Genomic DNA, 11,496 nt, shown 5'->3' with positions numbered 1-11,496 from the left:
CTCTGATCAGCGAGTCATATTCGGTTCCGGCCCAACAAATCCGACCGTGGGTGGATTCGGAACGTGCCCGGCGGACCCTAGGGTAGCGAGATGAGCTATCGGGGGATGTTGATCGAGGAACGGGCCGAACTGGTCGAACTGCTGCGGGGGTTGAGCGAGCGGGAATGGGAGACGCCGTCGCTGTGCGCGGGATGGCGGGTGCGCGATGTTGTCGGGCATCTGCTGCAGGACACACTGAGTCCGCTGGGTTACGCGGCGGTGGTGGTGAAGAGTCGTGGATCGGTGAATCGAACCAACAACGCACTCGCGCGGTCGTTCTCGGGCCTGTCGACCGAGCAGCTGGTGGACAAGCTCGCCAACGAGTCGGGCCGACTGTCGAAGTTCTCGCCGCGGCTGATGCTGTCCGACCTGATGGTCCACCACCAGGATATCCGCCGTCCGCTCGGCCGCCCGCGGACGATCCCCACCGACCGTCTCACCGCCGTCCTGTCCTACCCCGACCCCTTCGCCTTACCCGGCAGGTACACCAAGGGACTGCGCTTCGAGGCCACCGACGTCGCCTGGTCCTCGGGCAAAGGTCCGGAGGTCCGCGGCCCCGGCGAGGCCATCGCCCTCGCCGTAGTCGGCCGCACCGTCGCCCTCGACGACCTCTCCGGCGACGGCCTCCCCGAGCTTCGCCGCCGTCTCGGCTGACTACTACAGCAGCGGGGAATCGAGCTCGTGCGCGAGCCAACGGCCCCACACATTGGTCAGCTTGACGTTGATGGCCATATTCAGGCGCTCGGGTTCGGCAGTGTTCGTGTTGGAACGGATCTGTGTCATCGTCACCAGAACATCGGCGTTGAGGAAATCGCCGCTCACCACGCCGCAAGTGATGTTTTCGACGGTGGAGCGAACCTCCGCTTGACGCATGGCTGCTGCCAGTGCGTCCCTGGACCGGGTGAATTCGGCATGGAATGCGCCCGTGCTGCGGTCGAGGACACGCTCGAAGTAGCCGTCGAGGTCGTGTGCGTGGTCGTAGGTCGATACTTCACGGCCGAAATCGCAGCCCGCGAGCCGCGCCGCATCCGGGGCGCCTGCCGCGGCATTCGGCGCTACGATCACCGCCGCCATCGCGATCGAACCCAGCAAACCACCCAGTACGCCTTTACGGAACACAATTCTCCATTGATCGGACCAGCCGACGCGGATCCGCGTGTCGCAGCGGACTGTATCCCACACCGCTGATCTGAACTGTAATTGATTCCCGCTCAACAGGATCGGTGCAACTGCGGTGCCAGCGATCTCGTCGTAGTCCAGATCGTTTACTTTGCGCTGCACGAACACCGCCCTTCGACAAGCGTCAGAGTCGCCAGGTCGAGTAGCACCGCCGTCGAGACACTCGGGTCGACTCGCCTCGACGTCCTCGGCCACGTCTGGGCGCAGGGTTCGCGTGACACGGGCCTCACCGCCGCGGACCGTTGCGGGGACGAGGACGCAGACCTACTAGTCTGAATGGGTGAGTCTTGTGCTGTTGCCCGCTGTCGATGTCGCCAATGGTGAGGCCGTGCGCCTCGTGCAAGGGGAGGCCGGTAGCGAAACGAGCTATGGGTCGCCTCGGGACGCGGCGATGGCCTGGCAGCAGGCCGGGGCCGAGTGGGTGCATCTGGTCGATCTGGACGCCGCCTTCGGCAAGGGGAGCAACCGGGAACTGATCTCGCAGGTGGTCGGTGAGCTCGACGTCAAGGTGGAGCTGTCGGGCGGTATCCGCGACGACGACTCGCTGAAGGCCGCACTGGCCACCGGGTGCACGCGAGTGAACATCGGCACCGCGGCGATCGAGAACCCGCAGTGGTGCGCTCGGGTGCTCGGCGAGTACGGCGACCGGATCGCGGTCGGCCTCGACGTGAAGCAGATCGACGGACAGTGGCGGCTGCGCGGTCGCGGCTGGGTGACCGACGGCGGCGACCTGTGGGAGGTGCTCGAACGCCTCGAGCGCGACGGTTGCGCGCGCTATGTCGTCACCGACGTCTCCAAGGACGGCACGCTGACCGGCCCCAACCTCGAGCTGCTGAGCGAGGTCGCCAACGCCGCCGAGGCGCCGGTGATCGCATCCGGCGGAATCTCGGTGCTCGACGACCTCGTCGCCATCGCGGGCCTGACCGACGACGGCGTGGAGGGCGCGATCATCGGCAAGGCGTTGTACGCGGGCCGGTTCACCCTGCCGCAAGCCCTGGCCGCGGTGCGCTGATCCCGCCGATGACCGCCGCGCCGAGCACCGCCGAACTCACCGATCTGCTGACCGTCGCCACCCGGGTGCTGGACGCGGTGGTGCCGCGTTTCGTCGAAGGACTCGGCGCTCCGAGCGCGGTGACCAAGGGCCGCAACGACTTCGCCACCGAACTCGATCTCGAGCTGGAACGCACCATCTCCGCCGAGCTCCAGCAGCGCACCGGCATCGCGGTGCACGGCGAGGAATTCGGTGGGCCCGCGCTCACCTCCGGCACGGCCTGGGTGCTCGACCCGATCGACGGCACCTTCAACTACTCCTCGGGCCATCCCATGTCGGGCACGTTGCTGGCGCTCGTGCACGAGGGCGAACCGGTGATCGGGTTGACCTGGCTGCCGATGCTCGGCCGCCGCTATGCCGCGGTGACCGGTGGACCGGTCTATCTCGACGGTGTCGCGTTGCCGCCGCTGGCACCGGCCAAACTGTCGGACTCGATGATCGGGTTCGGCGCCTTCAACCTCGACTCGGCCGGTCGCATCCCCGGCCAGTTCCGCTTCGACCTGCTCGGTGCGTTGAGCCGACTGTCCTCGCGGGTTCGCATGCACGGCGCAACCGGCATCGACCTGGCGTTCACCGCGTCCGGGGCGCTCGGCGGGGCAGTGGTCTTCGGGCACCATCCGTGGGACAACGCGGCGGGTGTCGCGCTGGTGCGCGCGGCGGGCGGCGTGGTCACCGACCTGGCGGGCGCGCCGTGGACGATCACCTCGGGATCGGTGCTGGCCGCCGCACCGGGTGTGCACCAGGAACTGCTGGAAATGATCTGTACCGTCAGCGAAGAAGAACGAGGGTGAACCCCATGGCACCGCGCACCGACGAACGATCCGGCACCACCGCGCCGAGCACGCTGGCGGTCCGCGTGATCCCGTGCCTGGACGTCGACGCGGGTCGTGTGGTCAAGGGCGTCAACTTCCAGAACCTGCGCGACGCGGGCGACCCGGTGGAATTGGCCGCGACCTACGACGCCCAGGGCGCCGACGAGCTGACCTTCCTCGATGTCACCGCCTCCACCGGCGACCGCGGCACCATGCTCGACGTGGTGACTCGCACCGCCGAGCAGATCTTCATCCCGCTCACCGTCGGCGGCGGCGTGCGCACGGTCGACGACGTCGACCGGCTGCTGCGCGCGGGCGCGGACAAGGTGTCGGTGAACACCGCCGCCATCGCGCGCCCCGAGGTGCTGTTCGAGATGTCACAGCGCTTCGGTGCCCAGTGCATCGTGCTCTCGGTCGACGCGCGCACCGTGCCCGACGGCCGGCCCGACACACCGTCGGGCTGGGAGGTCACCACGCACGGCGGCAAGCGGGGCACCGGCATCGACGCTGTCGAATGGGCCATCCGCGGCGCCGAACTCGGTGTGGGCGAGATCCTGCTGAACTCGATGGACGCCGACGGCACCAAGGCCGGTTTCGACCTGCCGATGATCGCCGCGGTGCGCGCCGCGGTGCGCGTGCCGGTGATCGCCAGCGGCGGCGCGGGCGCGATCGAACACTTCCCGCCCGCCGTGCACGCCGGCGCCGACGCGGTCCTGGCCGCGAGCGTGTTCCACTTCGGCGACCTCACCATCGGCCAGGTGAAAGACGCGATGCGAGCGGACGGCATCACCGTCCGCTGACATCAGCTCAGCCTCGCCCACCCCGCAGTCGGGTGAGCGCGGCATCGGGAACGACCTCGCCGGGCAGCATGAAGCCTCGAGTTCCCCTGGGCTGCAGAAACACTACGTCGCCGACGACTCTGATCCGGGTGAAGTCGGCATAGCGGTTGGCGACGGCTCCGGTGGTCTGCTGCAGGTGCATCGTGTCGTGGGTGTAGTGCGCGGTGATCCGATGCCCGGGGCCGGCCACGGCGGCGAATCTCAGGTTCACCCGGGCCAACTGCCAGCAAGTGATCAGGACGACGCACACGACCTCGAAGCCGAGCACGATGAAGAACGCGCCCATCATCTCGCCGAGGTCGGCGTCGCCGCCGTTGGTCACCAGCGACAAGGTCCCGCGTGCCAGCAGAAAGGCGGGGATCGCCAACAACAGCCCCAATTTGGCAGGGAGTAGCCAATTCACCAGGGCGGCACCGCGGTTCAGGCGCCGCGCGGTCTTGTCGTCGCAGACGTAGGCGACCTCGATCGACCCATCGGCCCGGGTGCCGGGACCGAGATGTTGTGGGTGGCCTGGCTGAGCTCCTGGCTGGTAGGTCTGTTGTGGGTAACCCGATGGGTACGGCTGTTGCGGGTGGCTCGGCTGAGCTCCTGGCTGGTAAGCCTGTTGCGGATAGCCCGACTGGTACGGCTGCTGCGGATGCATGAGAATCCCCCTGATGTCAGAACGTCGATCGCCGCGATAGTAGGCAGCCCCCGTCCGGACTGTCGAATCACTCGATGCCGCAACCGCCCTGGCCTGATGGTGTTGTCGGCGTCGACCCGTCGGGCGGTGCCGGGAACGAAGTGTTGGACTCGGTGGCGCCGACCCGCTGCTGGTCCCGTCGACCGGGCGTCACAGTCCCATCTCGGTGGCGATGACGGTGTGGAGGACCTCGCTGGTGCCGCCGATGATGCGGTCGACACGGTGGTCGGCGTAGAGGCGGGCGATGGGGGAGTCCGCGAGATAGCCGACGCCGCCGTGTAATTGGAGGCAGCGGTCGATCACTCGGCCCGCCGACTCGGTGCAGAACAGTTTGGCCGAGGCCGCGTCGGCGGGGGTCAGGTCGCCGCGGTCGTGGGCGGCGAGCGCACGGTCGACGACCGCCTCGATGGCGTCGACCTCGGCGCGACAGGCGGCCAGCTCGAACTTGGTGTTCTGGAAGCTCGCCACCGACTGCGTGAACGCGGTGCGCTCGGCGGTGAACCGGTGTGCGAAGCGGACGGCGGCCCTGGCCTGTGCGTGGGCGCCGACGGCGATGGTCAGGCGTTCTCGTGGCAGCTGCGCGGCGAGGTGGGCGCCGCCCTGGTCGGCCTCGCCGAGGCGATCGGTCACCGGCACGCGGACATCGGTGAAGGTGAGTTCGGCTGTGTCGGAGACCTTTCGGCCGAGAGTCTCGAGGGCGCGGCCGACTCGGTAGCCGGGGGCGGTGGTATCGACGACCAACAGCGACAGCCCGTAAGAAGGGTCTTCGGCGTTCGGGGGCGCGGTGCGCGCGCACACGATCACGCGGTCGGCGTGGACACCGCCGGTGACGTAGGTCTTCGATCCGTTGAGCAGGTATTCGGTGCCGTCGAGCGACATCGGCGCGGTGACACGCATGTCCGACGGCTCCGTGCCGGTACCCGGTTCGGCGACCGCGAGCGCGAACATCGTTTCGCCGGTGACGAATCCCGGCAGCCAACGCTGCCGCTGTTCGGCGGTCGCCAGGTCGATGATCAGAGGAAGGCAGCGTGACACGTGGGCGCTCGAACCGCCGAAAGACACCGCGGCGCGCGCGATCTCCTCGGCGAGCACCGCCCGGTACCGGACCGAGGCGAGGCCGGAGCCGCCGTACTCCACGGGCACCTCCATGCCGAGGACCCCGAGTTCGCCCAACCGGTAATAGAATTCGCGCGGCACCCGCCCGTCGTCGTACCACTTGCTGAAACTCGGCACCACTTCGGACTCGATGAACGCGCGCATCGTGGCCCGAAAGTTCCGGTGCTCGGCATCGAAAACTGGTCTGCGCATGGGACGTTCCTTACCGGCCTGCAACGGCCACGAGCCGGCCCGCCCGACGAGTTGATCGGGCGGGCCGGCGAGACGGCGGAAAGAGACTACTTCGGCGGTGCGGGAACCGCGGGATCCTTGCAGTAGGCGCCGAGTTCGGTCGGGCAGGGCGCGAGAATGGTCGAGAAGTACTGGTAGGCGGAGAAGACCGCCAACGGGCCACCGACAGTGACCAGGCCCAGCATCGTGCCGACCGCGCCGAGAGTGGCCGCGCCGAGCACGCATCCGGCCACCGTGGCACCGACCCACGGCACGAGCAGCACGATCACCGGGCTGGCGATCGCCGCACCCGCGGCACCGCCGACCAGGCAACCGATACCGCCGCCGACCACCGCGCCGACGATCGCCGCCACCGCACTGCCGATGCCGAGGCGCTGGCTGAGCACCCCGAGCGCGGCCTGATCGCGCGGAGTGAACGACTCGGCGATCTGCTGGGCGGCCGCGTCCTGGGTGATCACGTTCGTCGCCGCGGCCACCGGGGCGCCGCCCTCCCGCGACGGAGTCAGGGTCGCGGTGGTGCCGTCGATGGTGGCGGCGATCGGGAACACCTTGTCGTCCATGCGGTAGGTCAGCGGCAGTGCCGCGACCGGGGTGTCGGCGCCGGTGGTGAGCACGAGCTGGCCGTCGGCGATCTGCAGCTTGCCGTCGGTGGTGCTCAGCACCGCTGAGTCACCCTGCCTGCTGACCTCGTAGTGCACCTCGGTCTGTGCCGGTGCCGGATCGGCGTTGCCGGTTCCGGTGCCGACACACAGTGCCAGCGCGGTCAGGGCCGCAGTGGCCAGGGTGGTTGACATCTTCATCTGTGATCCTCATCGGTCGGGGTATTTCGGACATGCCGCGCACGCGGGGACGCGCTGCGCAACGAGGGGGAGCGGTTACTTGCCGGTGGTGTCGATCAGGCCGCCGTCGGTCAGCGACCAGTGCTCGCCGACGAAGGTCTGGATACCGACGGCCTCGAGCGGATAGCCGTCGTCGGCACCGGTTTTCATCGCGATACCGGGCAGCATCAGGTCGGTGGAGACGTTGTCGAGCGAGCGCATCGCGTCACGCAGACCCTCGCGGGTCGGGCACTTCGCGGCTTCCATGGTCTTGCGGAAGCTCTCGGCCATCGTCCATCCGGCCATGGCGTGCTGGTTCTCGGGATCGGCGCCGGGGGCGTACTGAGCCAGCTTGGATCGGTAGGTCTGCATGCCCGCGTCGGTGGCCCAGCGCGGGTCGGCGGCGTCCTTGAGGAATGCCGCGGTCACCGTGCCCTGGACGTTGGGCAGCCCCACCGGACGCAGGGTGGCCATGGTGTTGGAGACCACAGCGAGCACGTGCAACGGATTCCAGTCGGCGTTGCGCACATCGGCGGCGAGTGCCTGCGAGGCGAACTTGGGCGTCGAGAAGTTCAGCAGCACATCGGCTTTGGAATTGGCAAGGTTGCGCACCTGGGCGTCGACAGTGGGGTCGGTGACCTCGAAGCTCTGCTCGGCGATCACCTTCACCCCGCTGCCTGCGACGCCCTCGGTGAAGGCCGCGAGCAGGTCCTTGCCGAAGTCGTCGTTCTGGTAGAGCACCGCCACGGTCGCGTTCGGCCGCTGCGCCTTCACGTACTGCGCGTAGGCCAGACCCTCGGTGCGGTAGCTGGGCTGCCAGCCGATGGTCCACGGGTGCTCGGTGCCGGAACCGAACTTCGTCGCCCCGGTGCCGACGAAGATCTGCGGCACCTTGCGTTGGTTGAGGTAGTCGACCACTGCCGAAGACGTGGCCGTGCCCAGGGTCTGGAAGATCGCGAACACCTGATCCTGCTCGACCAACCGTCGGGTCTCCTCCACGGTTTTGGGCGGCTGATACCCGTCGTCGCGCACCACGTACTCGACCTTGCGCCCGTCGATACCGCCCTGCTCGGCGTTGATGTAGTCGAAGTAGGCCTTGGCGCCCTTGGGTACCTCGCTGTAGGCGGAGGCGGGGCCCGACAACGGGTACGCCCCGCCGAGTTTGATGGTGCTGTCGGTGATACCGGTGGTCTGCTGACCCTTGCAGTCGCCTTGACCGACCGTGCCGGTCTCCTCGCCACGGCCACCACACGCGGTGAGGGTCGCGAGTAGCGCGGCCGTTATCCCGATGGAGCGGATTGCCTTAGTGCGCATGAGTTTTCCCTTTCCGGACGCGATGTCCGAGCCATTGCGTCCACTGGGTGACCAGGCCGGCCAAACCCTTGGGCGCGAGGTACATGACCGCGATGATCAGCAGTCCGAAGATGACGCCAGGGGCGGCCTTGTTGACGTCCTGGGCGAAGCTGGGAACGAACATCACGAACAGTCCGCCGAGCAGCGGGCCCCAGGTGGTGCCCAGCCCGCCCACGACCAGCCCGGCCAGCAGCGTGATCGACAGCGTCAGCGCGAAGGAGTCGGGCGAGACGAACGCGATCACCCAGGTGTAGACACAGCCCGCGACACCGGCCAGCAGCGCGCTCCAGGCGAAGGCCAGCGTCTTGTAGTGCGCCAGATTCACGCCGAGTACCTCGGCCGCGATCTCGTTGTCGCGCATCGCGTGCAGCGCGCGCCCCACCCGGGAGCCCAGCATGCCCGCCACCAGGACGAAGCTCACCACGGTGGTGGCCAGTGCGAGGAAGTACAGCCACTGGTCCTCGGCCAACCCGGTCCACGCCGGTGGGGTGGGCTTGGTGACGGTCAGGCCCATGGAACCGCCGGTCAATCCGTCGAACCGCTTGAGCAGCGGCACCAGGAAGATCGCGATGGCCAGGGTGACCAGCGCCAGGTACAGCCCGCGCAGCCGCAGGGCCGGGACGCCGAGGGCGAAGCCGAGCACGAAGGTGACGACCGCGGCGATCGGAATCGTCGCGAAATACGGTGTGTCCCAGTGCTCCATCGCGATCGCCGCGGTGTAGGCGCCGATGGCGAAGAAGGCGCCGTGGCCGAGCGAGATCTGGCCGGTGTGGCCGACCAGCAGGTTGAGCCCGAGCAGGGTGACCGCGTAGATCATCGCCATGGCCAGCTGGAAGGTGTGGAAGGGCACCAACTGGAAGGGCGCGACGCAGGCGATCAGCAGCACCGCGGCAGTGGCGATCGCGGACCAGCGCAGGGTTTTCAGGCGGTGCAGTGGCGGGGTCGCCGCCGGTGCGGTCGAAGGTGGCGTCGCAACGTTCAATTCGCTCATACTCGTTCCACCGCCGCGTGTCCGAACAGACCTTGCGGGCGCAGCAACAGCACGCCCAGGATGATCACCAGCGGCACACCGATCTTGAGTTCGGTGCCGATCGCGTCGACGTAGGCGCCGGTGAGGGTTTCGGCGACGCCGACGATCAGGCCGCCTGCCACCGCGCCGCCGGGGGAGTCGAACCCGCCCAGCGTCGCCGCCGCGAAGGCGTAGATGAGGACCCCGCCCATCATGTTGGGGTCGAGGAACAACAGTGGTGCCGACAGCACTCCCGAGACCGCCCCGACCAGCGCGGCCAGGCCCCAGCCGAGTGCGAGGACGGTGCCGACCCGGATGCCGACGAGCTTGGCCGACTGCGGATTACACGCCACCGCGCGCATCGCCAGCCCGATCCTGGTGTAGCGGAACAGCAGATACAGCAGCGCCATCACCACCCCGACCACCGCGAAGATCCCGAGGCTGCCGTACCCGACGCTGAGGCCGCCGCCGCGTAACGCCCCCTCGGGGAAGGGATTCGGGAACGACTTCACCTGGTAGGACCAGATCCAGCCCGCCGCCGCGTGCACGGTGAAGAACAGGCCGACGGTGACGATCACCAGCGTGATCTCGGGGGCGCCCTCGACCGGGCGGATCACCACCCGCTCGATCACCATGCCCGCGAGGAAGGAGATCGCCAGCGTGATGATCAGCGCCGCCCAGAACGGCATGGTCTGGCTCAACTGCCACGCCAGGAACGCCGAGAACATGGCCAGCTCGCCCTGCGCGAAGTTGACGATCCCGGTGAACCGGTAGATCAGCACCAGCGCCAGCGCCAGGCCCGCGTAGATCGCACCCGCCGAGAGCCCCTCGACGACCTGTTGGACGAAATCGGTCACGGCGCCACCTTGTATCCCAGGTAGGAGCGGATGACCTGCTCATCGGCCCTGATCTGAGCCGCTGTGCCCGACAACACGATTCGACCGGTTTCGAGCACGTGTGCCTGATGCGCGACGCCGAGGGCGAGGTGAGCGTTCTGTTCGACGACTATCACGGTGGTGCGTTCCTCTTCGTTGATGGTGTGCACGATCCCGAACAACTCCTGGGTCACCAACGGCGAGAGCCCGAGCGAGGGTTCGTCCAGCAGCAACAGCCGCGGGCGCAGCATCAGCGCCCGGCCGATCGCCAGCATCTGCTGCTGACCACCGGACAGCCCGCCCGCGGCGTCGCGCTGCTTGTCGCGCAGGATCGGGAAGTAGTCGTAGACCCGGCGCAGGTCGGCTTCGACGCCGGCGCGGTCCCGTCGGGGGTAGGCGCCCAGGCGCAGGTTCTCCTCGACGGTGAGCGGAGCGAAGGTGCCGCGGCCCTCGGGCACATGGGCGACACCGAGACGCGCCATGATTTCCGGTGCGCGACCGGCCACTTCGTCGCCGTCGAGCAGCAAGCTGCCGCGCACCTTGACCATGCCGCACAGGGCGCGCAGCAAGGTGGTCTTGCCGGCGCCGTTGGGGCCCAGGATCGCGCACACCGTGCCCTGCTCGACCGAAAAGCTCACGCCGTGCAGGACTTTCGCCGCGCCGTACCCGGCGTGCAGGTCGGTGACGGTCAAGAATTCACTCATGCCGACGCTCCGAGGTAGGCGCGGATGACGGCCGGATTCTGCTGCACCGCTTCGGGTTCGCCCTCGGCGATCACCTGGCCGAACTCGAGGCAGATCACTCGATCGCAGGTGCCCATCACGAACCCCATGTGGTGTTCGACGACGATCACGGTCAGGTCGAGGTCGGCTTGCAGCGCGCGCAGGCGGTCGGCGAATTCGTCGACTTCGCCGTGGCTCAGGCCGTTCACCGGCTCGTCGAGCAGCAGCAGTTGGGGCCGTACCGCCAGCGCTCTGGCCAGCTCGATGCGTTTGAGCGTGCCGAAGGGCAGTCCCGATGCCGGGTGGTCGGCGACCGCGGTCAGCTCGAGGCGCTCGAGCAGCTCGTCGGCTTCGGCGCGCAGCAGCTTTTCCTCCCTGCGGACCTTCGGCAATCGCAGTCCCGCCGACACGAAGCCGGCGCAAGCCCGGTGATGCGCGCCGACGAGGATGTTGTCGCGCACCGAAAGGCGAGGGAAAAGGCCGAGATTCTGGAAGGTGCGGGCGATGCCGAGCCCGGCGAGAGCATCGGGGCGCACGGTCGACAGGTCGGTGTCGCGGTAGCGCATGGTGCCCGACGTCGGCCGGTTGCGCCTGGTCATGCAGTTGAACAGGGTGGTCTTGCCTGCGCCGTTTGGTCCGATCAGGCCGACCATCTCACCGGCGGCGACCGTGAACCCGACGTCCTGCAGGGCGGTGATGCCGCCGAAGCGCACCGTCAGGTTGGAAATCTCGAGCATGCGGAGAACACTAAGTTCGCAGGTCGGCGCCCA

The 11,496-nt window shown here is 68.2% G+C and carries 13 protein-coding genes; 4 read left to right on the top strand and 9 right to left on the bottom strand.

Features of this window, described 5'->3' with window-relative positions; translation table 11 throughout:
- Positions 1-90: 90 nt before the first annotated feature.
- Positions 91-693, top strand: a complete 603-nt coding sequence (locus ACFWUR_RS21050; RefSeq protein ID WP_378908968.1) for a maleylpyruvate isomerase family mycothiol-dependent enzyme — start codon at positions 91-93, stop codon at positions 691-693.
- 3 nt (positions 694-696) lie between these two features.
- Here the strand turns inward: ACFWUR_RS21050 and ACFWUR_RS21045 are convergent, their stop codons facing one another.
- Entirely contained in the window at positions 697-1,320 is a 624-nt protein-coding gene (locus ACFWUR_RS21045; RefSeq protein ID WP_378908967.1) for a hypothetical protein, read from the bottom strand.
- 178 nt (positions 1,321-1,498) lie between these two features.
- Here ACFWUR_RS21045 and priA point away from each other — a divergent pair, with 178 nt between their 5' ends.
- The 3 genes from priA to hisF are packed head-to-tail and all read left to right on the top strand — an operon-like array spanning position 1,499 to position 3,881.
- A complete protein-coding gene (priA, locus tag ACFWUR_RS21040; protein ID WP_378908966.1) occupies positions 1,499-2,230 on the top strand; it encodes a bifunctional 1-(5-phosphoribosyl)-5-((5-phosphoribosylamino)methylideneamino)imidazole-4-carboxamide isomerase/phosphoribosylanthranilate isomerase PriA in 732 nt (243 codons plus the stop codon).
- A gap of 8 nt (positions 2,231-2,238) precedes the next feature.
- Positions 2,239-3,060 (top strand): inositol monophosphatase family protein, encoded by an 822-nt coding sequence (locus ACFWUR_RS21035; protein WP_378908965.1) that lies wholly within the window; start codon positions 2,239-2,241, stop codon positions 3,058-3,060.
- A 5-nt stretch (positions 3,061-3,065) separates the two neighbouring features.
- Positions 3,066-3,881, top strand: a complete 816-nt coding sequence (hisF, locus tag ACFWUR_RS21030; protein WP_378908964.1) for an imidazole glycerol phosphate synthase subunit HisF — start codon at positions 3,066-3,068, stop codon at positions 3,879-3,881.
- Between the two features lie 7 nt (positions 3,882-3,888).
- On the opposite strand, the gene ACFWUR_RS21025 is transcribed toward hisF, so the two are convergent.
- The 8 genes from ACFWUR_RS21025 to ACFWUR_RS20990 form a co-directional block, all read right to left on the bottom strand.
- On the bottom strand, positions 3,889-4,563 hold the full coding sequence (locus ACFWUR_RS21025; RefSeq protein WP_378908963.1) for a hypothetical protein: 675 nt from the start codon (positions 4,561-4,563) through the stop codon (positions 3,889-3,891).
- Positions 4,564-4,752: 189 nt separating this feature from the next.
- Positions 4,753-5,910: an acyl-CoA dehydrogenase family protein gene (locus ACFWUR_RS21020; protein ID WP_378908961.1), complete on the bottom strand. Its 1,158-nt coding sequence runs from the start codon at positions 5,908-5,910 to the stop codon at positions 4,753-4,755.
- Positions 5,911-5,996: 86 nt separating this feature from the next.
- Positions 5,997-6,749: a hypothetical protein gene (locus tag ACFWUR_RS21015; protein ID WP_378908960.1), complete on the bottom strand. Its 753-nt coding sequence runs from the start codon at positions 6,747-6,749 to the stop codon at positions 5,997-5,999.
- A 75-nt stretch (positions 6,750-6,824) separates the two neighbouring features.
- On the bottom strand, positions 6,825-8,081 hold the full coding sequence (locus ACFWUR_RS21010) for an ABC transporter substrate-binding protein (RefSeq protein ID WP_378908959.1): 1,257 nt from the start codon (positions 8,079-8,081) through the stop codon (positions 6,825-6,827).
- Complete coding sequence (locus ACFWUR_RS21005) at positions 8,071-9,111, bottom strand: branched-chain amino acid ABC transporter permease (RefSeq protein ID WP_378908957.1); 1,041 nt, start codon at positions 9,109-9,111, stop codon at positions 8,071-8,073. Before ACFWUR_RS21005 ends, ACFWUR_RS21010 begins: the two co-directional genes overlap by 11 nt.
- Complete coding sequence (locus tag ACFWUR_RS21000; RefSeq protein WP_378908956.1) at positions 9,108-9,986, bottom strand: branched-chain amino acid ABC transporter permease; 879 nt, start codon at positions 9,984-9,986, stop codon at positions 9,108-9,110. Before ACFWUR_RS21000 ends, ACFWUR_RS21005 begins: the two co-directional genes overlap by 4 nt.
- Entirely contained in the window at positions 9,983-10,708 is a 726-nt protein-coding gene (locus tag ACFWUR_RS20995; protein WP_378908954.1) for an ABC transporter ATP-binding protein, read from the bottom strand. Before ACFWUR_RS20995 ends, ACFWUR_RS21000 begins: the two co-directional genes overlap by 4 nt.
- Positions 10,705-11,463 (bottom strand): ABC transporter ATP-binding protein, encoded by a 759-nt coding sequence (locus ACFWUR_RS20990; RefSeq protein ID WP_378908953.1) that lies wholly within the window; start codon positions 11,461-11,463, stop codon positions 10,705-10,707. The genes ACFWUR_RS20995 and ACFWUR_RS20990 overlap by 4 nt, the downstream gene beginning before the upstream one ends.
- Between the last annotated feature and the right edge of the window lie 33 nt (positions 11,464-11,496).

Source organism: Nocardia sp. NPDC058633, assembly GCF_042717045.1.
GTDB lineage: Bacteria > Actinomycetota > Actinomycetes > Mycobacteriales > Mycobacteriaceae > Nocardia.
The sequence above is the reverse complement of the archived record's forward strand: the minus strand, read 5'-3'. Positions and strand labels throughout refer to the sequence as shown.